Below are 20,384 nucleotides of genomic sequence, written 5' to 3' on the forward strand. Positions count from 1 at the left end.
AAATGTTGTGAGCAAGGATGAAAGCGTAATCGAGGGCACTGCCATCGACCCGGTATGCGGCATGAGCGTTGCGATCGACGGCGCGAAGCACATTGCGCCGTATGAAGGCGCCGAGCACTATTTCTGTTCTTCGCGCTGCCACGACAAGTTCCTTGCTGATCCCGAACTCTACCTGTCGGGCGCGCACCTCAATGCGGTCGAAGAGGTGCCTGAGGGGACGATTTATACTTGCCCAATGCACCCTGAAATCCGGCAGCCCGGCCCCGGTTCGTGCCCGATTTGCGGAATGGCGCTCGAACCGGAGATGGTCTCGCTCGACGATGGACCAGACCCTGAACTGATCGATATGCGTCGCCGCTTTTGGTGGAGCGCGCTCCTGACGCTGCCATTGTTCGTCTATGCAATGGGCGACATGGTTCCCTGGATCAGTTTCGACCAGCTTATCGAATCTGCCTATGCACAATGGGCGCAGTTCGCTCTCGCTACCCCCGTCGTTCTGTGGGGAGCCTGGCCGTTTTTCACCCGCGCCGTCGAGTCGCTGAAGACGCGCAATCTCAACATGTTCACGCTGATCGGGTTCGGCGTGGCGATCGCCTACATTTTCAGCGTGGTGGCAACGATTGCACCGCATATTTTCCCGCCCGCGTTTCATGACCATTCGGGGCGGGTCGGGGTCTACTTTGAGGCCGCGGCTGTCATCACGACGTTGGTCTTGCTGGGGCAGGTCCTCGAGCTCAAGGCAAGGGGCTCGACCTCCAGCGCATTGCGCGCGCTGCTCGAACTGGCTCCGCCAAGCGCGGTCAAAATCTTCGGGTCCGGCGACGAGCGCGAGGTGCCGCTCGATCAGCTGGCCACCGGTGATCGTCTGCGCGTCCGTCCCGGCGACAAAGTGCCCGTCGATGGCGAGATTGAGGAGGGTTCGAGCGCAATCGATGAATCCATGATCAGTGGTGAACCGCTGCCCGTCGCCAAGAAAACCGGCGACACAGTTATAGGCGGGACAGTCAATCAGACCGGCGGCTTTGTCATGCGCGCCACCGGTGTAGGCAAGGACACGATGCTGTCCAAGATCGTCCAGATGGTAGCCGAAGCGCAGCGCAGCCGCGCACCGATCCAGCGCTTGGCGGATCAGGTGGCGGGCTGGTTCGTGCCCGCCGTGGTGGTGATCGCCATCGTCACGTTCATAGTCTGGGCTATCTGGGGCCCCGCGCCCGCGCTGGCCTATGCGCTGGTCAATGCCATCGCAGTCTTGATCATCGCCTGTCCGTGCGCGCTTGGGCTTGCCACGCCGATGTCGATCATGACCGGTACCGGTAAGGGCGCGCAGCATGGCATTCTGATCCGTAACGCCGAGGCGCTCGAAACATTGGAGAAGATCGATACGCTGGTGGTCGACAAGACAGGCACGCTGACGATGGGCAAACCCGACCTGGTGGCAGTGACACCTGCAAACGGAATTGACGAAACCGAATTCCTGGCCGCGGTCGCGGGTGTCGAGATGGGAAGCGAGCATCCGCTGGCCCATGCGATCGTCGAAGGCGCAAAAGCGCGCGGCGTATCGCCGGCCGAGGCCACAGACCTCGCCTCGACCACCGGCGAAGGTGTCGAGGCCAGCGTGCAGGACCGCCGCGTTGCTATCGGCAATGAGAAGATGATGCGACGTGTCGGTATCGACGATGACGTCTGGCTTGGCTCGGCGGAGGGCGGTCGCAAGCAGGGCCAGACAGTTATGTTCGTCGCGTTCGATGGCCGTCCGGCAGGTCTCATTGCGGTAGCCGATCCGATCAAGCCGACCAGCGCTGCGGCGATTGCGGCGCTTCATTCGCGCGACATCCGGGTGGTGATGCTCACCGGCGATAGCCGTGGCACAGCCGAAGCGGTGGCGCGCGAAATGGGGATCGACGAGGTGCATGCCAATGTCTCTCCGGAAGACAAGCACAGCAAGATTGAGGAGCTGAAGGCACAAGGCCGCCGCGTCGGTATGGCCGGAGACGGCATCAACGATGCCCCCGCGCTGGCCGCTGCAGATGTCGGAATCGCCATGGGTACCGGCACCGATGTGGCGATTGAGAGCGCAGGCGTGACTCTGGTGCGCGGTGATTTGACAGGGGTAGTCCAGGCCATCGTGCTGTCGCGCTCAACGATGCGCAACATCCGGCAGAACCTGTTCTTCGCGTTTGGTTATAACACGCTTGGCATTCCGGTCGCCGCAGGCGTGCTGTTTCCGTTCTTCGGATTGCTGCTGAGTCCCATGATCGCGGCGGCGGCCATGAGCCTCTCTTCTGTATCGGTGATCGCGAATGCGCTGCGGCTGCGGAGCCTGCGCCTGGACACATGACGCCGAATGGCGGCGATCACAACAAAGCCGTCGTTACCCATTCGCCGGTGACGAACACACCGACAAGGATCACGACTGCAGAGAAAATGTATGTTAGCGTCCGCTTGCGCGCCGCGAGGCTGTGCGAGGCCCAGGTTCCCAGCCAGCCCCCCATCGCGCCTCCGCCAATGAAGAACCCGGCGATCGGCCAATTGATCAGCCCGTCCAATGCGTAATTGGCGGCCGTGGTGGCGCCGAAAGCGGTTACGGAGACTAGCGAAGAGCCGATCGCATTGAGGATCGGCATGGCCGTCGCGGCAACCAGGCCCGGCACCACCAGGAACCCGCCGCCGATACCGAAAAAGCCGGACAGTGCGCCGACAACAAACCCACCGGCCGCCAGCCGCGGGGTCAACCGCAATGCGGTCGCTGCGGTAAGGCGGACATCCGGGTCGGACCCACCCGATTTTTCGCGTATCATCGACAGGCCGACAATGATCATCACCAAGCCGAACAGGCCCAGCAGGAGATCGCCCTGTGTCATCTTCCCCATAGTCGATCCCGCCGCTGCACCGATAATACCGAATGCCGCGAAAAGACTTGCGCAACGCCATTTCACACTGCCGCCACGGGCATGTAACAGCAGGTTGGCCAAGGCGCTCGCGGCCACGGCGGCAGCGGATGTGGCGATTGCGACATGTGTGTCGCGAACGCCGACAACATAGATCAATAGCGGCACGGCGAGGATCGATCCCCCGCCGCCGATCAAACCCAGCGAGAACCCCACGAGGAGCCCTGAGGCTAGCGACAATGACGCCTGAACAAGACCGATATCCATCAGGCGGGCGCAGCCGTCATTAACTTGTCTCGCCGGGCCTGCTGCCGGCTTCGCCGTCCGGACTGCAATAGATGGCGTAAAGCGTTTCCAGCACACGCCGTGTCGCATCGCCGGACAGGGAATAGTGGATTGAGCGACCGTCTCGCCGCGCTGCGACCAAACCGTCCTTGCGCATCAGCGAAAGATGCTGCGAGACGACGGTTTCACCGATCTCCAGCAAATTGGCCAGCTCGCCCACGCTGCGCTCGCCCTCCACAAGCTGGCAGGCGATCATCAGGCGGTTGTGGCTGCCCAATGCCTTGAGCAGGGTCACCGCCTTTTCGGCTTGTTTGCGAATATCTTCGGCTTGCATACTTGCATATATGCGAAGGTGTGCATATAAAGTCAATCGTAATCTGCCCCCGCGCTATTGCGGGCCGGGAGCTTTGAGCCAGATCCAGGATATTCCTTATGACCCACATCAAGACCCTCAACGACAGTTTCGCTGTCTCGGCTGCTCCGCCTTCCGAGGGCGACCTGCGCGCCTTGGCGGAGGATGGTTACAAAGCCGTCGTCAACCTGCGCTGCCAGGATGAGGCGGATCAGCCAATCGCCCCGGACCGGGAAGGTGAAGTTGTGGCATCGCTTGGCCTCGAATATCGTCACCTGCCGGTGGCGGGCGGCGCCATGTCGGATGAACTCGTCGATGAATTCAGGGCCAGCGTCGAAGCGCTCCCGAAGCCGGTGCTGGTCCATTGCGCTTCGGGCAAGCGCGCAGGGGCCTTCACAATGATGCATCTGGCGGCGCAACAGGGAATGGGCGGCGACGCGACGCTGCAGCAAGCGGCGGATATGGGCTTCGTTTGCGATGAACCGGCGCTGGAAGATTTTGTCCGTAATTACGTCGACCGAGCGCAGGACTGATCACTCCGACCCGCCTTCAACCTGCATACAAAAAGAGCTTTCGATGAAACCTGACGTAGAGGCATTTTTCGACACAAATACCAATACGGTGACCTATGTCGTGTCCGATCCCGCGGCCAAGGTGTGCGCGGTGATCGATCCGGTGCTCGATTTCGATGCCGCAGCGGCACGAACCGCGACAAAGTCCGCCGATAAGGTGATCGATTTCGTCCGGGAGAAGGGTTTCAAATGTGAGTGGATACTGGAAACCCATGTCCATGCCGATCACCTGTCCGCCGCACCTTACATTCGCAGCGCGCTAGGCGGCAGACTCGCTATCGGCAGCCAGATCACCGTCACGCAGAATACCTTCGGTCCGATCTTCAATGCCGGGGTGGACCTGCCGCGCGATGGGCGCCAGTTCGACCATTTGTTTGCCGATAATGACAGCTTCGACCTGGGCACCATATCGGCTCGGGCACTCCATACGCCGGGACATACGCCCGCGTGCTTGACTTATGTTATCGGCGATGCCGCCTTTGTCGGCGATACGCTGTTCATGCCCGATTACGGCACGGCGCGCGCCGACTTTCCCGGCGGCGATGCACGTACGCTCTATCGCTCTATTCGCCGGATCTTCGAGCTACCAGGCGAGACGCGGCTGTTTATGTGTCACGACTACCTACCGGAAGGCCGCTCGGAGCATCGGTGGGAAACTACGGTACAAGACCAAAAGCACAGCAACATCCATGTCCACGCCGGGATCGGCGAGGATGCATTTGTGGCCATGCGAGAGGAGCGCGACGAACAGCTGGGTATGCCACGTCTCATCCTGCCATCAATCCAGATCAACATTCGTGGTGGGAACATGCCTGGCGCAGAAGAAAACGGCACGATCTATCTGAAACTGCCGGTCAACGTTTTGGGTGAACCGCAAACACCGCCCGAAGAAACAGGTCCACGCACCCAGTAAGTTTGCCGTCGATGCATCAACCTGAGGGTGGAGGGTACATTATGATCCGGAATGTCGAAAACAACCTAGCGACATGGGCCACAAAAGTGCGATTGATCGATCCGGTCTTCCGCCTCTCTTTGAGCCTCATATTCGTCATCGGCGGAGTGGGGCATTTTCTTGCGCATGAATATATGCTCGACCGGATGGCATTGTCGCCATGGAAAGATCATGTTGTTTTAATTGGTGATGCGTCCATCCTTTTGTGGCTGTCTGGCTTGGTGTTCATCGGTGCAGGCACATCGCTGGCCTTGGGGTGGATGACTCGGCTCTCATGCACCGCGCTATTTCTCACTCTCGTTCCGATAACTTTCGCGATCCATATCGCCCCTGGCCACACAGGCCCGCTACTCAAGAATATCGCTATCCTGGGGGCGCTGGCATTTGTCTTCGTTCGCGGACCAGGAAGTCATTCAATGGATACGGCGCTCGGTCGCGCCGCTAGTTGAGCGACGAGCACGCTGACCCGCCACATACGAGCAAAATCTCGCAAAAGATTTTGACGTGCTTTGCAAGAGTTTCGCGCTTCAAGCTACGCGCTTCAGCCGGACGCGTTCTTCCACGCCCCCATGGAACCAAGATAGATGTCGAGGTGCTCGAAACCCTTGCTGGCCAGCCAGCCCGCAGCAACGCTCGCGCGCATCCCGCTGGCGCACATCAGCGTGTAGTGATGATCCTGCTTTAGCTCTTTCCAGCGGGTATTCAGCTCGCCGACGTAGATATGTTCTGAGCCATCGATACTGGTTTGCTGGCGCTCCTCGAGATCACGCACATCGAGCAAGGTCCATTGGCCGCCGTTCTGGTCGAGTCTTTGCGCGACTTCATCGGTGTTGATCATGGGAACGCTGCGCATCGCCGCGCCCTGTGCAGCTGCAGGAACGACGCCCACGTAACCACCAATGATGTTGTCAAAACCGATGCGCACCAGATGCGCCATCGCCTCGGCAAGCTGGTCTTCTTCGGAGGCGACCAGCGCTATCGTCTCGCCCTCGGTGATGAACCACCCGGCGAAAGCCGGGATCATTCCCACCGGAAGGCACATCGCGCCCGGCAGGTGGCCGCCGGCATAGCCAAGCGGTTCACGAACGTCGATCAGGTGGTCAGCGCCGCTCTTGGTAATTTGCTGGAGCCCCATCCGGCGGGGGCGCATGATGCGCGGCGCAGCATCTGCGCCCTCCAGATTAAGCCGCTCCATCAACCGGAAATACGGCGGCTGGTAATGGTGCTCTGCAATTTTCGCCTGAATGAACTCGTCGCGATCAAAGATGCGCAGGCGCGGATTGTTGCGGCGCTCGTGGCCGACCGTGGAGAATTCCCGGTCCGCCATACCCGATCCGCAGACCGAACCCGCGCCATGCGCCGGGTAAATGATTGCCTGGTCTCCGAGACGGCAAATCTTTTGCAGGGAATCGTACAGCAGCCCGGCAACTTCCTCCTTGCGTTCGGGATAGAAATCGGTTCGCCCGACATCGCCGACAAACAGCGCATCGCCGGTGAAGACGCCAACCGGTCCTTCGGAATATTCGCTGTCATGGATAACAAAGGCGAGATGGTCGTCAGTGTGACCGGGCGTTTCGAGCACTTCGATTCTCAGTTGTCCCAGTTCAAAGCAATCGCCTTCGCGCGCAGTCTCGGCAAACACGACTTCGCCTGCTGGATTGGGCCCGTGATAGACCCTCGCGCCGGTCATTTCGGAAAGGATCGGCGATCCGCTGATGAGGTCCTCATTGCGATGGGTCTCGAAGATATGGGTGATCTCCAGTCCTTCGGCGCGGGCCTTGTCGACATAGACTTCGCAGTCTCGGCGCGGATCTATGACCGCAGCCTGCCCGCCGGCACCGATAATGTAGGAAAGTTGCGAAAGACCCGGGGTCTTGATCGTCTCGAAATACATACGGCTTCCTTGTGTCCTACTCGAAATTTGTGATGTTCAGTCCGATTCGCCTCAATCGTTGGTACCAGGCTTAATCGATCCCCAGCTCGGCTTTGATGGCGGCAGGGCTCTCCAAGCTCTCGTTTTCGGGCCGACCGATGGCAGGCTTTGCGTTGATCCAGGTGTCTTCGAGTACAAACTCGAGAAGGCTTGCTGCAAGATCCGCATGACGGCATCTAAAGCAACCATCTGCCAGACGTTCGTCGGTAATCACCGCTTCGCCGGTATAGGGTTCGTCAAGCAACCAGCCGGGCCGCGCAGCAGTCCATCTGACATCCGGAGCGTCACTCAGCATCGCCTCCATTGCACGCATCTGTTCCAGGATGTTGAACAGTGCAGGCTTGGCCGTCAGCTCAAACCAGGCAGGAACGCTCGACTGGTGTTCCACGAACGCTGCGGAGATCACGGCAATTCGGTCTATGTCGGTTTGCTTCATCGCTTCGAGCAGATTCCGCGTTCCTTCGGTATAAAGCGGTGGCGGATCAATGGCATTGCTTGGACCAAACCCGACACCGAGAGTGGAAATCACCGCGCGGCATCCATCGAGCTGCTGTGCGAAATCATCCGACAGAACATCGCAGTCGATATATTCGAACTCGCCTATACGCTCGCTCGGCTCGGGCAGATTGTGTTCAAAGGCGCGGATCGGTACGTCACGGCCAAAGGCATGCTTCAAAAGCTCGGTGCCTGCTTTACCGCCGGCACCGAAGACAGCAATCGGCCTGGTATCGGGCATGGGATCGCTCCTTTTCAGAAATGATGTCTGCAAGAAAAATCAGCTTGAGCGGGCGGACGGGCGAGCCATCGCTCGCCCGTCCGCCCTGCTTCAATCAGGTTCCGCCGCCGGGACAGGTGGTATAGCCCCAGAAGCCGAATTCATCCTTGGCTCTCGGCGCAGCCACGATCATCTCCTGCATCTGCAGGCCCGCATCGCCTTCATCATCCAGCATGCGCGTCCTGATGCGAAGCTCGCCGTTCGAATAGCTGTCCGGGCCATCGGCAGTGACCGGAATAAGGGTACCGTTGATCTTGACCGCACCCTGGCCGCTATCGTCGTAGACGAAGGACGGGAAAGCAATTTCGGTCAGACGAAACTGACAGGAATTCTCCGCGCCCAGCGCAGCGATATCTGCGCCATTCATGGTTTCGGGAAGCATTAGGCCGGGGCTGACATTTGCCAGCGCACTGGCTGCATTCTTAATGGGGGCCGCAATTGCGGGCGGATCTAGCTGTGCCTCGCGGTCATTGCCTGGGGCCGTGTTGGAATTGCAGGCGGCGAGCGGCAATGCGATGGCCGCTATAAGCGCGAAGTTTTTCATTGCTGCATCTCCTCTGGCAGGCGTTCTTCGGTCCGCGGGCCGTTCTGCTCGATATCGTTGATCAGATATTTCATCTCGGCGATTTCGCGGCGCTGGGCGACGATGATGGCCTGTGCGAGTTCGCGCACTCTAGGATCCTTCAGGCTTGCGCGTTCGCTGGTCATGATCGCGATCGAGTGATGCGGGATCATCGCTGCCATATATTCGGTGTCGTCGACGGTGGTCTGACTGCGCACCAACCACAGAGCGAGGGCGAACACGACGGCACCGACGCCAAGAATGATGAAGTTCTTAGTCCGGTCCTTGTACATGCCCCACATAAAAAGGAGCATCACGATCATCATCATTCCGCCCATGACGAACATCATCCAGAACCGGGTTTCGCTCCAGAAGATATCGTCAACGGTGAAGGTGTTGGCATACATCAGGAAGAACATGATCACGGTTGAGGTCGAAACCATGGCCATGAACCGCCAGTAGCTGCCTCCCCCTCCCTTGTCCGAGTGGCGCGTCTTCTCAGTCATGCTTTTTCTCCTTCATGCATCATGGTCCAGAATAGCTGCGCCGAGCAGCTGATGAGTGCGAAGCCTGTCAGGGCTTCGATGCCGGCGAGCACCCTCAGGTGGTCGGTCGGATAGATGTCGCCCAGACCAAGCGTGGTCACGTTGATGAGCGAGAAATAAAAGTAGTCCATCCAGTCCATTGTCGGGGCCTTGTCGAACCCTCCAAGATCCCATTCCGCGCCCAGCCAGAAGCCGACCGCGAAAAGGATTGCGACCAGAAAATGCGAACTGAGGACGAGCAGCGAGACGCCAAGTTTGGCCAGCGTGTCTCGCCTGCGACCAAGGAGGCGGTGGCCGACACCAAGGATCGCGAGGTGTGAGGCGATAGCCAAGAGGAACAGAGCGACGGCAAGGATGAGCGCAATGATCATAGGAAGACCTTTGCGCCCATCCACAGACCCATGCCCATCATGAACATGTTCTCGGTCAATGAGACGAAGCCAAGCGGCACGTTGCTGCTGCCACCGACGCAGGCGCATTTGAGCTCGCGCTTATCGATATAGACCGCCTTGAATACGCTGACAGCGCCGATAGTCCCGATAAACAGTGCTAGCGGAGCAGAAAGCCAGGTCAGTGCGCCAGCGGTCATGAGAATACCTGCGGCGGCTTCACCGAACGGATAGACGAAGCCATAGGGGACCCAGCGTTTGGCCAGCAGATCGTAGTTGAGGAACATGGTCGAGAAGCTGCGCACGTCTTGCAGCTTCTGGACAGCCAGCAAGGTCATCGACAGGCTCACGAACCATTCTGCCGCGCGCACGGTAAAGAGATTGTCGAAGAACGCCCAGCTCAGCCCGAGCGCGAGCAGCAGAGCTACCGCGAAAATCGCGATGACCGGCTGATAGCTGGTTTCGCCCTCCTTGGGCTGCGAGCGGCTCTTGCCGAAGAATTCGCGCACATCGTCATAGCCACCGATGCGCCTGTCTTCGATAAAGGTTTGGGGCGTGGTCTCGACCTCGTGCTTGTCTTTAAACGCGTCGGTCTCTTCCCTGCTTGTCAGGTGATTGTCGTCGATCTCGAATCCCTGTCGCTTGAGGAGATCGATCGTCTTGAGACCATAGGGGCAAACGTGATCCTCCATCACCATGCGGTAAACCGTCGCTGTTCGGGTCGTCATAATTCGCTCCGTTTGTTTTTCGTGATGGCGCTACTGGGCAATGCGCAAGCCGGGCACGGTTGTGCAGTGGAGCCCGCCTCGAGAGCTTCCCACCTGGAAAGGAAGTGCATGGTCAACTCGCCTCTCCCGTTCCATCGTTCTCGGGCGATGCTGGTGCGCCGGGATTGCGCGAGAGGTAGAACCATTGGCCAAGAAAAACGGCGGCGATCCCGATCACGGCGTAGGCCACGACGGCAGGATCGCTGCGCAATTTCGCGACAGTGAAAGCTGCCAGGACCACGCCATCGGCTGCGAGTGCAGCGAGAAGCACCGAGGCGCGTGCGCCGACTTTTCCGCGCAGGTGGCGCAGGACGCCCCAGTGAACCAGCATGTCCATGACGAGATAGAAGAAGGCGCCCAGCGATGCGATACGGGAAAGATCGAACAATACGGCCAGCGTTCCGGCAACGACAACCGTATAGACCAGCATGTGGCTGCGGATCCCGCCGCTCATGCCGAAATGGCTATGCGGGATCATCTTCATATCGGTCAGCATCGTCAGCATCCGCGACACCGCAAAAACACTCGCGATGACGCCCGACGTGGTGGCAGCGATCGCGATCGCGACGGTGAAATAGAAACCGAGATCGCCAAGTGCCGGGCGCGCCGCCGCCGCCAGTGAATAATCGCGTGCTTCGATAATCTCGGAGATGCTGAGGCTTGAGCCCACCGCAACAGCGACGAGCAGATAGACCACGATGCAGATGCCAATCGAGATCATGATCGTGCGGCCTACATTCTTGTGCGGATCGACGATTTCGCCGCCACTATTGGTGATCGTGGTAAAGCCCTTGAAAGCGAGAATCGAAAAGGCAACCGAGGCGACCAGGGCTTCTGCGTTGGTCAGCGCTACAGGCTGCGAGAATGCTCCTGATGAAAAACCGCTCACCCAGATCGCAGCTACTGCAAATAGCGCAATGCCGCCGATCTTGATCGCCGACATGATAAGTGAAAACCCGCTAACCGACTTGTTGCCCGCTGCATTGACGAAATAGGCAAAGATAATGAGAGCGAGCGCTACCAGAGAAACGAGCCATCCGCTGCTCTCGAGATCGAACGGACGCAGCGCATATGTTGCGAAGGTCCTTGCCACGAGACTTTCGTTGATGACCATAGACAGCGCCATCAGCAGCGAGGCTGATGCGGCGATGACGCCGGGCCCGTATGCTTTTTGCAAAATCATCGCGATGCCGCCCGATGAGGGCCATTTGTTCGACATCTTGATGTAGCTGTGGGCCGACAATGAAGTGACCAGCGCCCCGGCGATAAAGGATAGCGGAAAGAGGGGGCCGGCAAGTTCGGCGATCTGCCCGGTGAGTGCGAAGATGCCTGCACCGATCATAACGCCGGTGCCCATGGCGATGCCGCCCAGCAGCGTTATGGAGCCTGCGGTATTGCCCGTTCGATCGTGACCATGGTCTTGCAATACATTCCCCTATGGATGTCCTCCCGTTCGAGAAACATCATTGCCGAACAGTACGTTCGGCAGGGCTTCACCCCTCAAAAAAGATTCTGCGAGACTCCAGGCGCCTGTGTGCGACCGGGTTATAGTTACATCGGCCCGGCTTCTCTTCGTTGAAGGTGCGCCTGAGCTTCGCGAACATCCAGCTCCCGGGTACTGTTTCCGGTGCGCAGCATGAGATGAGCGACACCCCCTTCGGTGTAGTAGACCGGATGCACGCTTTTCTCGACGATCACCCTGCAAACGGTCAGCCCGCCAAGCCCATGGAAACGACTATGGACCAGGGCACAAGCATCCCCGCCCAGGGCGTCTCTTGCAGTGTCCATCAAAAGTCGTTCGAATCCATCCTGGTTCGCGTGCTTGAGCGTTCGCATATCCGCTTCAATGCCCGCAACAGTCCCGTCATCTTCCACGCCGATCAAGAGCGTGCCACCTTCATGGTTGAGAAAACCCGCTATTGTCTTCACGACAACCTGCTGCAGGCGCCGGTTTACGCGCTCTTCGCGTCTGTCCCAACGCATAGACGACTTGAACTCGACATGCTCTCCTTCGCCCCGGGCAATGAGCAAAGGTAGCTCTTCTTCAAGCTCGCGTTCGAGGAAACGAACTTTCGAGCGTTCATCCAAAAGGCGGCTGTGATAAATACCAAACCCCAGCCCGATCGCAGCGCCCAACGCCACATACACAGCGCTCATCGTTAGCATTTCAAACGCGAATGCCGAAGACAGACGGTCAAGCAGAAAAGCGAGCGCGTTGCTTTGGGCGGCAATATTCGAGGCACCGAATTCATACCAGTAGACAAGTGTCGTCACCGGATGAAGGATCGCGAAACCCATGACTGCGCCTATGGCGGTGTGCAGGAGCAGACCCCGTCTATCGTCGCTGGATCGATATCGCGAAATTGTTCGTCTCCTGTCGAGGCGTCATTCTGATTGGTGTCGCCAGCCTTCTTTTGTCGCATCCGACACCCGCGTGGAACCAAGTGCTTGTTCCGATCGATAGAGCGCCGTTTCAAGCCAGTCTGATTTCCTCAAGCGTTATCTGAAGTACCGGTATAACGGCACCACGATCACCGCGATGTACCACCCATATAAGAAGCTGCCGATTGCGCCTGCGAGAAATCCAGGCAGAGTCAGCCATTCGTATCCGGGAAGCAGCGGTTCCCAGGCCTCATGCATATGGAACCGTTCGGGCGCGAGCAGGCCGAAAGCTATGCAGATCAAATAGCTGACGAGCAGAAACAGGCTGAGTGTCCAGCCCCAGGCGATGATCGAGGATTTGAGCGAACGCTCTGACATCATGGTTCTCCTGTTGAATTACCGTCATCTGGGCTGGTCGGCGTTTACGGATAGGATGCGAAGACTTTCTGGCCGTCCGGACCGAAAGCGATGACCTCATAGGGCTGCACTCGATCGCCCATTTCCATGCCGGGGGAGCCTAGCGGCATTCCGGGAACGGCGAGGCCGGTCACGCCCTCGGGCCTTTCGCGCAGGAGCCGCGCGATCGCTTCGGCGGGCACATGACCTTCGATGATGTAGCCCTCGACTTCCATTGTGTGGCACGACCACATATCCTGCGGTACGCCCTTGGCTGCCTTGAGCGCACTCATATCGTCAGTATCGACCGAAGCCACTTCTGCTTCCATGCCGCCCTCGACATGTCCTGCCCAGCTCAGGCAGCAACCACATCCCGGGTCCCTGAACATCGTGTAGGTGGCGGCCTGTGCGGCATTCGAGCAGGCCGCAAGCGTGAGAAGAACCGATGCCGTCAGCGAACGCCGCAGCGGCTTCGATGGATTGTCTTTGATCATGTTACATGCCTTTCTTGGAGCCGCGCCAGAGCGAAATGGTTCCGGTTGCGGTATGGATCTGAGCGAGCAGCTCTGCGCTTGCGAAAATTTCGCCTAGCAATTTCTCGACTGCTCCGTCAGCGCTCGGCTGGGTGTCTGGTAAACCGTCGAGAAGCTGAACGGTCGCGCGGAACATTGCGCGCATGAGCGGATGGTCCTGGCGCATGTAATCAGCGATCAGCACCATGCCGCCAGGAGCTAGCAAGGCCTCCATTTGCTCGAGGATCGCGCGCTTCTGCGACACGGGAACCTGGTGCAAAACAAGCGAGCTGACGATCGTATCGGGTCGCCGATCACCCGAAAGGTCGAGACTGTCGAGAAATCCGTTGTGCCATCGAACGAGGCCCGCAGCAGGACCAAGCTTGCGCCGTGCGATCGCAAGCGCTGCCGGATCGGGTTCTACGCCTAATAAATCTGCTTGGGGGCAGCTGGTCATGAAGGCTCGCAACAACGTCCCCGTGCCGCAACCTACATCCATGACCTTGTCGCCAGGTTTTACTCGAGCCTGTTTGACGATCTCCCGGCGCCATTTCGCCTCGCGCGTGAAAACGCCAATCGCACGATCGTAGAGCGGTGTGAGCCAGCTGTGGCCAAGCAGAGGAGTGAACTCCCGTTCCACTTTTGTGAGGCGTGCATTTTTCACCACATAATTTCCGATCTGTTCAAACAACCTTCGCTATTGTTCGTTGCACGTTCTGATACGCACAGCCGGGCCGCAGCCCTCAAAAAAGAAACTTAAGGGTTCGGGTATTCTATCGCGTATAGGAAGCGGGCAACCGACAGGAGCAATGGATGCGTAACAATCAGACACTCGATGCGATGCTTGGGACGCTGGGCACACAGGACTCCTTCAAAGTTCCGGACGATTTCATGACCGGCGTGTGGCAACGGGCAGGCCAGCTTGGCGAAATCGTTGAAAGACGCCGCAGGATGGCCTTGTTCGCGGGCCTGTTCGTCGTCGGCCTGGGAGCCGGTGCAGGCACCAGCGGGTGGCCTGCACAATTTGCTGGTTCCCAACCTGGCATAGCAGATAGCATCATTGTCGGAGAGCGGCTCTCGCCCTCCGAGCTGCTGCATGTGGAGCGCTAGACATTGAAGAAATTGCATATTGCCCTCGCGGTGCTGCTCGCGGCGCTCGCCGGTTGTCTCGGTGCGCTCGCCGCAGATCGCTGGGCCAATCACGATGCTGATACGGGCCTACATGCGTTCGTGCATGATGAACTCACACTAACAAACGAGCAGAAGCAACGCCTTGAGACACTCGAAGCGCGCTTCGCTGTGGAACGGGCCAGGCTCGAGGCCTCTGCGCGCGCTGCCAACGCCCAACTCGCGCAGGCGATGGAAGCCGAACACGAATACGGACCCAGGGTGGGGGCGGCCATCGACGAGGTTCATGCACGCATGGGCGATCTCCAAAAAGCAACGGTCCGCCATGTCTTCGACATGCGTGAAATTCTCGACCCCGATCAGCAAAGACGATTTGACCAGCAAGTGTCCAAAGCTCTCACCGACAGCCCGCGCAGCTGACCCCGCATGCCGGTAAAAAAGGGGGGCAATTCAGAACAAATACTTGTCGCGCAGGTCGTGGCCGGCAGCAGGCAGGCGTTTTCGTCTCTTGTCGAAGCCCACATCGCGCGGCTGATTGCGCTGGCGACGCGCATGCTGGGGTCTTCCTCCTCCGCTCAGGACGTGGTCCAGGATAGCCTCGCATCGGTCTGGCTCACCCGGCATCGTCTCGATGCCTCCAAGCCCGTCGGCCCTTATCTTACAACAATTGTCCTGAACCGGTGTCGCGACCGACTTCGCCGAAGGAAGGTCGTCGGTTTCTTCGGTTTTCCGAGTTCCGACGAGGTACAGGCGGTGGCCGACGACACGCCCGATCCCGAAAACCTTGCAGCGAGCCGTGAGCAACTCAGGCTCGTCGAGGCGGAGATCGGGCGGTTGCCCATACGCCTGCGCGAAGCGCTTGTGCTCGTAAGTGTCGAAGGCCGAAGCCAGGCCGAAGCCGCCGCGTTGCTCGGCACGACCGAGAAGGCGATCGAGACGCGCATATATCGTGCGCGCAACCGGCTGAGAGAACGGGTCAAAAACTTTGAGGGGTACAGCTGACAGGCGCGTAAGGGTGGGTGTATGTCACATCAGGAGCCGCATTCAATGATTTCCGTAAATCGACGCAAATTCCTTGGTACGGGAGCAGGCGGGATGGGCCTGCTTGGCCTTGCCGGAGCAATGCCGGCCTGGGCGCGCGGCGGTGACCTCCTGGCGGGAAATGCCCGTAAGGGACTGGACGAGGTGGCGGGGCCGAATATCGACCTCACCGTAGCCCGGTCCGCCTTCGCAAGCGGCAACAGGCGCGGCGGCGCGATCGCTGTCAATGGCAGTATTCCAGGACCTCTCCTGCGCCTGCAGGAAGGAACGACGGTCCGGCTAAACGTGCATAACCAGCTTGAGGAAGATACGTCCATTCACTGGCACGGGCTTCTCGTACCATTTGAGCTCGATGGCGTTCCGGGAGTGAGCTTCCCCGGCGTCAAGCCGGGTGAGACCTTCACCGCCGAATTTCCCGTGCGGCAATCGGGAACTTACTGGTGGCATTCGCACAGCGGCCTTCAGGAACAGGCGGGCCACTATGGCGCGATCGTGGTCGATCCCGCAGGTCCCGATCCGGTGCAGGCCGACCGCGAATATATCGTGGTGCTGAGCGAATTCAGCGACATGTCGCCGCACGCGATCTTCGACAAGCTCAAGAAGGGCGAAGGCTACTTCAACTACAACCAGAACACCTGGACTGATGATTATCCGCTGTCGGGTGAAGACCGCCGGATGTGGGCGAAGATGCGCATGATGCCGACTGACATCCTCGACGTATCGAGCGCGGCCTATACCTATCTTCTGAATGGCCATGGCCCGCTGGACAATCTGGAGTATCTGTTCCGGCCGGGTGAGCGGGTGCGCCTTCGCTTTGTTAATGCCGGCGCGATGACTTTCTTCAATATACGCATCCCCGGCCTACCCATGACAGTGGTTCAGGCTGATGGACAGAATGTCGAACCGGTCGAGGTCGATGAGCTGCAGATCGGTGTCGCCGAAACCTACGACGTTGTCGTCACCCCGCGCGAGGAACCGGCCTACACGCTGGTGGCGGAGTCGATGGACCGCTCTGGCATGGGCATCGCGACGCTGGCGAGCAGGCCCGGCGCGCGCGCAGCTATACCTCCGCTGCGCGATCCGCCGCTGCTCACCATGGCCGACATGGGCATGAGCGGTATGGACCACGGTGCAGGCACTGGTGGTGACATGTCAGGGATGGATCATGGAACCGATGGTGCCATGGCGGGCATGGATCATGGTTCGAGCGGAGCGCCGAACGGCGACGCAATGGCGGGGATGGCAGGCATGTCTGGCATGCAGATGCGCGATACGTCGCGCCTTCCGCCTGACGTGAAGGTCGGCCCGGGCCTCGACATGGTATCGATGAACCCGGTCGATCGCATGGGCGATCCGGGCATTGGCCTTGCCGATGTGCCCCATCGCACGCTCGATTATCGCAAGCTTCGCGCGCTGAGGCCGCACGAGGAAGGCAGAACTCCGTCCCGGCGGATGGAAATCCATCTGACCGGCAATATGGAGCGCTACATGTGGTCGTTCGACGGCAAGAAGTTTTCCGCCGTCTCCGACGAACCGATCCGCTTTGCCTATGACGAGCGGGTACGGGTCAAGCTCATCAACGACACGATGATGGCGCATCCGATCCATCTCCACGGTCATTTCTTCGAACTGGTCAATGGTGCCCCTGCGGATCGCCAGCCCTTGAAGCACACGGTAATCCTGCAGCCAGGCGGCAGCGCCCAATTCGACCTGACTGCCGACGAGCCGGGTGACTGGGCCTTTCACTGTCATCTTCTTTACCACATGCACGCCGGGATGTTTCAGATCGTCACGGTCGCCAATCCGGACGGGAGCGAAGCATGAAGACTTTTCTAGCAAGCCTGCTTGCCTCGCTCGCTGCCGGAACGATGCTGTCGGCACCGGCTTCGGCACAGCATGCCGGGCATGACACCAGTCAACCCCAGCCCGGGGCTCAGCCGGTCACGGGCCAGGATGCTGCGGACAGGTGTGCGCAGGAAGCGCAGCGCCATCGGGACATGGGCCATGCCGTTGCGGACGGCGCTTGCGAGCCGACCGCCAGCGACCAACCGGCGATGGATCACGGAACCATGGATCATTCGCAGATGAGCCAAGGGGCGATGGCCGAAGGTGAAGAAAGTTCGGGCATGGAGATGCCCATGGCGCAGTCCGGTCAGGAATCCATGGAAATGGATCACAGCCAGATGAATCATGGCGATATGCCTCAAGGCCAGGCGAGCCAGAGCGAGATGGACCACAGCCAGATGGACCACAGCCAGATGGACCACAGTCAGATGGGCCAGGTTTCCGCGCCGTCACCAGCCATGCAGGGAATGGATCATTCCGCAATGCAAGGGTCTGCCGACGATATGATCCCGCTCCTCCCGCCTCCGCCCGAAGCTGGCAGCGGCCCCGCGCGCGCCGGTATTGCAATTTGGGGCGAGGAAGCCATGAACGAAGCCCGGCAGGAGCTGGTCCGCGAAACCGATGGCGGCATGCGGCTATGGATACAGGGCGACCGCGTGGAATACCGGGCGCGCGAAGGCGCGGACGGCTATCTTTGGGACGTTCAGGGTTATTACGGCGGCGATATCAATAAGTTCTGGTTCAAATCGGAAGGCGAGGGCAGCTTCGGCGAACCGATCGAAGGGGCCGAGGTGCAGGCTCTGTGGAGCCGCGCCATCGCACCCTTTTTCGACTTCCAGGCTGGTGTCCGACAAGACTTGACCGGACCTGAACGCACCCATGCGGTGATCGGCATCCAGGGTATTGCCCCTTACAAGTTCGAAGTCGATGCTGCGGCGTTTATTTCCAGCAAGGGCGATGTGACGGCCCGCATCGAGGGCGAACTTGACCAGCGCATCACCCAGCGGTTGATCCTTCAGCCGCGCGCGGAACTTGCACTTTCGGCTCAGGATATTCCGGAGCTGGGAGTTGGCGCGGGGATCGACCGAATCGAAGCAGGCCTTCGCCTGCGCTATGAATTCGCACGCGAATTCGCGCCGTATATCGGCGTCTCTCAGGAATGGCGGATAGGCGATAGTGCCGCCTATGCCCGTGCGGCCGGCGAAGACCCGAGCGTGACGAACTATGTCGTCGGTGTCCGGTTCTGGTTCTAAAAAAAGGAAAGACTAATGAAGAATTCGATGATCATTCAAGGTTTGATGGCTTCGGCCCTCGCAGTTTCCGCAGTACCGGCGATGGCGCAGACCATGGATCATTCGGCGCATCAGGAACAAGCTGAAGCGATGGAGATGGACCATTCGGCGCAAGGCATGAACCATGCCGATCACATGGCGGCCATGAACGACGATGTCGCCGGTGCAGAAGCGGCTCTGGTCGCCTACCGTGAGGCCTTGGTTGCCCGCGACGGTGACGCAATGGACGCTCTTTTTGCCGACGAATCTTTCGTTTACGAGAACGGCAAGGACGAAGGTAGCTTCACGCATTACATGGAGCATCATCTCGGGCCCGAACTGGATGCAATTGCAAGTTTCACCTTCGGTGATCCGACCGTCGCGGTCACCCGCATGGGACATCTCGCTTACGGGCGCGAAACCTACACCTACCGGATCGAACTGACGGATGGTCGGGTTATCGAGCGCGAGGGCGTGGCCACATCCGTACTTGCCCATGACGCCGATGGCTGGAAGATCGTGCAATATCATTCCTCGTCGCGCGCGCCGCGCAACCGCTGATCGGAGTGCGAGGGGGCAACCGAGTGGCGAAACGCTCGTTCAAGCTGCGCCTGCATGTCCTGGGCAGCAAGCTGCACAAATGGCTGGCGATCTTCGTCGGCCTCCAGGTGCTTTTGTGGATGGGCACCGGAGCTTTGATGTCCTTTCTCGATCTGGAGGAAGTGCGATCCGAGCATGTCATCTCGCGCGCAGCACAGACGCTTCCCGACGATGCCGCCATCCCGCGATGGCTGTCCGACAGCGATGACATTACCGCAATCACGACCCGGGTTCTTGATGGCAAGACTGTTACTGAGGTGCGGCGAGCCGATGGCGCGGTGAGCCTGCATGAGCCACAAAGCGGTCGGATATTATCTCCCATTCCCGCAGCCACGGCACGTTCAATTGCGCGGCGCGCCTGGGTCGGTCCGCAAACATCCATCCATGCGGCGCGCCTGGTCGACGAAAGCGTTGGCACCGAATTCAGGGGCCCGTTTCCTGCATGGCAAATCACCTATAATGACGTGGCTAACACGCGCGTCTATGTCGATGCATCGAGCGGTGCGGTCCTCTCCGCGCGAAGCGACACGTGGCGGTTCTTCGATTTCATCTGGGGGCTGCACATCATGGACTGGACGCAGCGCGACCGGATCAACAGCTGGTGGCTTTTGCTGTTCGGCATCGGCGGGACAATTATCGCGATCTCGGGCTTCGTCTTGCTGGCCAACAGGTTCCCGAGGACTAAGCGCCGGGCGAGACATGGCCAAGTCGCTCGTTGAGACTGCTTTCAGTTCAGTTGCGCTCGGTTTGAGCAAACCGAACCAGAAGGATCGTCAGCGCAGGCACGATCGTCCACATCGCGATCGGGATCAGAGCCATGCCGGTCAATGGTTCATGGGGCATCAGATCGCTATAGCGCCAGCTCAGCAGGCTGTCTGACGGTAGCGACGTCGCCATGATTTCGACAGCGATTGCAACGACAAGGCCGAAACCGAAGTATATTGCATAAGATATCCTGGCGCCTTGGCGAAACCAGGCGCGCCCGCCCTTCATGGCTGCGAGCGTGTACGCTGCGAGCAGGATAAGTCCATCGCCCAGGCTCGCAATGCCGCAACGAATGGTCTGTTCATAGGGTTCGAGATTGCCCGGAACGAAAAACGGCATCTGGTAGATTTCCCAGACGAACGCGATCAAGCTGCCGCAAATATAGACTAGCCAATGGGTTCTGGTCACCTTGCCATGATTCCAC

General features: G+C 59.4%; 25 protein-coding genes. 11 read left to right on the forward strand and 14 right to left on the reverse strand.

The window, feature by feature from the left end; all coding sequences use genetic code 11:
* Positions 1-7 precede the first annotated feature (7 nt).
* Positions 8-2,338, forward strand: coding sequence for a heavy metal translocating P-type ATPase (locus tag VWN43_RS15745; RefSeq protein ID WP_050600425.1), 2,331 nt, complete (start codon positions 8-10; stop codon positions 2,336-2,338).
* Positions 2,339-2,354: 16 nt separating this feature from the next.
* Here the strand turns inward: VWN43_RS15745 and VWN43_RS15750 are convergent, their stop codons facing one another.
* Complete coding sequence (locus tag VWN43_RS15750; RefSeq protein WP_197462318.1) at positions 2,355-3,155, reverse strand: sulfite exporter TauE/SafE family protein; 801 nt, start codon at positions 3,153-3,155, stop codon at positions 2,355-2,357.
* A 19-nt stretch (positions 3,156-3,174) separates the two neighbouring features.
* Entirely contained in the window at positions 3,175-3,507 is a 333-nt protein-coding gene (locus tag VWN43_RS15755) for an ArsR/SmtB family transcription factor (RefSeq protein ID WP_050600424.1), read from the reverse strand.
* Between the two features lie 98 nt (positions 3,508-3,605).
* On the opposite strand from VWN43_RS15755, the gene VWN43_RS15760 reads away from it, so the two are divergent.
* From VWN43_RS15760 to VWN43_RS15770, 3 genes are read left to right on the forward strand one after another with little or no spacing between them, the layout of a single operon-like run.
* The gene (locus tag VWN43_RS15760; RefSeq protein ID WP_050600423.1) at positions 3,606-4,058 is read left to right on the forward strand and encodes a protein tyrosine phosphatase family protein; all 453 of its coding nucleotides are present in this window, start codon (positions 3,606-3,608) and stop codon (positions 4,056-4,058) included.
* 43 nt (positions 4,059-4,101) lie between these two features.
* On the forward strand, positions 4,102-5,010 hold the full coding sequence (locus VWN43_RS15765; RefSeq protein ID WP_050600422.1) for an MBL fold metallo-hydrolase: 909 nt from the start codon (positions 4,102-4,104) through the stop codon (positions 5,008-5,010).
* Positions 5,011-5,051: 41 nt separating this feature from the next.
* Entirely contained in the window at positions 5,052-5,498 is a 447-nt protein-coding gene (locus tag VWN43_RS15770; RefSeq protein WP_050600498.1) for a DoxX family protein, read from the forward strand.
* 92 nt (positions 5,499-5,590) lie between these two features.
* Here the strand turns inward: VWN43_RS15770 and VWN43_RS15775 are convergent, their stop codons facing one another.
* From VWN43_RS15775 to VWN43_RS15825, 11 genes are all read right to left on the reverse strand, one after another.
* Positions 5,591-6,943: an MBL fold metallo-hydrolase gene (locus VWN43_RS15775; RefSeq protein ID WP_050600421.1), complete on the reverse strand. Its 1,353-nt coding sequence runs from the start codon at positions 6,941-6,943 to the stop codon at positions 5,591-5,593.
* A 70-nt stretch (positions 6,944-7,013) separates the two neighbouring features.
* Positions 7,014-7,718, reverse strand: a complete 705-nt coding sequence (locus tag VWN43_RS15780) for an NAD(P)-dependent oxidoreductase (RefSeq protein WP_050600420.1) — start codon at positions 7,716-7,718, stop codon at positions 7,014-7,016.
* Positions 7,719-7,812: 94 nt separating this feature from the next.
* The gene (locus tag VWN43_RS15785) at positions 7,813-8,301 is read right to left on the reverse strand and encodes a DUF6692 family protein (protein WP_050600419.1); all 489 of its coding nucleotides are present in this window, start codon (positions 8,299-8,301) and stop codon (positions 7,813-7,815) included.
* Positions 8,298-8,825, reverse strand: a complete 528-nt coding sequence (locus VWN43_RS15790; protein ID WP_050600418.1) for a DUF305 domain-containing protein — start codon at positions 8,823-8,825, stop codon at positions 8,298-8,300. Before VWN43_RS15790 ends, VWN43_RS15785 begins: the two co-directional genes overlap by 4 nt.
* Positions 8,822-9,235, reverse strand: coding sequence for a potassium channel family protein (locus VWN43_RS15795; protein WP_050600417.1), 414 nt, complete (start codon positions 9,233-9,235; stop codon positions 8,822-8,824). The genes VWN43_RS15790 and VWN43_RS15795 overlap by 4 nt, the downstream gene beginning before the upstream one ends.
* Positions 9,232-9,981, reverse strand: coding sequence for a MauE/DoxX family redox-associated membrane protein (locus VWN43_RS15800; protein WP_050600416.1), 750 nt, complete (start codon positions 9,979-9,981; stop codon positions 9,232-9,234). The genes VWN43_RS15795 and VWN43_RS15800 overlap by 4 nt, the downstream gene beginning before the upstream one ends.
* 112 nt (positions 9,982-10,093) lie before the next feature.
* Complete coding sequence (locus tag VWN43_RS15805; protein WP_230832357.1) at positions 10,094-11,377, reverse strand: APC family permease; 1,284 nt, start codon at positions 11,375-11,377, stop codon at positions 10,094-10,096.
* A gap of 194 nt (positions 11,378-11,571) precedes the next feature.
* Complete coding sequence (locus VWN43_RS15810; protein ID WP_050600414.1) at positions 11,572-12,318, reverse strand: AlbA family DNA-binding domain-containing protein; 747 nt, start codon at positions 12,316-12,318, stop codon at positions 11,572-11,574.
* Between the two features lie 201 nt (positions 12,319-12,519).
* On the reverse strand, positions 12,520-12,783 hold the full coding sequence (locus tag VWN43_RS15815) for a DUF5676 family membrane protein (RefSeq protein ID WP_230832327.1): 264 nt from the start codon (positions 12,781-12,783) through the stop codon (positions 12,520-12,522).
* A 41-nt stretch (positions 12,784-12,824) separates the two neighbouring features.
* Positions 12,825-13,292: a DUF411 domain-containing protein gene (locus VWN43_RS15820; RefSeq protein ID WP_050600413.1), complete on the reverse strand. Its 468-nt coding sequence runs from the start codon at positions 13,290-13,292 to the stop codon at positions 12,825-12,827.
* Between the two features lies 1 nt (position 13,293).
* On the reverse strand, positions 13,294-14,001 hold the full coding sequence (locus VWN43_RS15825) for a class I SAM-dependent methyltransferase (RefSeq protein ID WP_228135258.1): 708 nt from the start codon (positions 13,999-14,001) through the stop codon (positions 13,294-13,296).
* 122 nt (positions 14,002-14,123) lie between these two features.
* Between VWN43_RS15825 and VWN43_RS15830 the strand changes: the two genes are divergently transcribed.
* The 7 genes from VWN43_RS15830 to VWN43_RS15860 are packed head-to-tail and all read left to right on the forward strand — an operon-like array spanning position 14,124 to position 19,914.
* Positions 14,124-14,420: a hypothetical protein gene (locus tag VWN43_RS15830; RefSeq protein ID WP_050600412.1), complete on the forward strand. Its 297-nt coding sequence runs from the start codon at positions 14,124-14,126 to the stop codon at positions 14,418-14,420.
* Between the two features lie 3 nt (positions 14,421-14,423).
* Complete coding sequence (locus tag VWN43_RS15835; RefSeq protein WP_050600411.1) at positions 14,424-14,858, forward strand: periplasmic heavy metal sensor; 435 nt, start codon at positions 14,424-14,426, stop codon at positions 14,856-14,858.
* A 6-nt stretch (positions 14,859-14,864) separates the two neighbouring features.
* Positions 14,865-15,440, forward strand: a complete 576-nt coding sequence (locus VWN43_RS15840; RefSeq protein WP_050600410.1) for an RNA polymerase sigma factor — start codon at positions 14,865-14,867, stop codon at positions 15,438-15,440.
* Positions 15,441-15,485: 45 nt separating this feature from the next.
* Complete coding sequence (locus VWN43_RS15845) at positions 15,486-17,303, forward strand: copper resistance system multicopper oxidase (RefSeq protein WP_063505472.1); 1,818 nt, start codon at positions 15,486-15,488, stop codon at positions 17,301-17,303.
* Entirely contained in the window at positions 17,300-18,577 is a 1,278-nt protein-coding gene (locus VWN43_RS15850) for a copper resistance protein B (protein WP_050600408.1), read from the forward strand. The genes VWN43_RS15845 and VWN43_RS15850 overlap by 4 nt, the downstream gene beginning before the upstream one ends.
* 15 nt (positions 18,578-18,592) lie before the next feature.
* Complete coding sequence (locus VWN43_RS15855) at positions 18,593-19,156, forward strand: YybH family protein (RefSeq protein ID WP_228135257.1); 564 nt, start codon at positions 18,593-18,595, stop codon at positions 19,154-19,156.
* A gap of 23 nt (positions 19,157-19,179) precedes the next feature.
* On the forward strand, positions 19,180-19,914 hold the full coding sequence (locus VWN43_RS15860; RefSeq protein WP_050600407.1) for a PepSY domain-containing protein: 735 nt from the start codon (positions 19,180-19,182) through the stop codon (positions 19,912-19,914).
* Between the two features lie 13 nt (positions 19,915-19,927).
* Here VWN43_RS15860 and VWN43_RS15865 read toward each other — a convergent pair whose 3' ends face one another.
* Complete coding sequence (locus VWN43_RS15865; RefSeq protein ID WP_228135256.1) at positions 19,928-20,329, reverse strand: hypothetical protein; 402 nt, start codon at positions 20,327-20,329, stop codon at positions 19,928-19,930.
* Positions 20,330-20,384: the final 55 nt, after the last annotated feature.

This window comes from Qipengyuania sp. HL-TH1 (assembly GCF_036365825.1).
GTDB classification, from domain to species: domain Bacteria; phylum Pseudomonadota; class Alphaproteobacteria; order Sphingomonadales; family Sphingomonadaceae; genus Qipengyuania; species Qipengyuania profunda.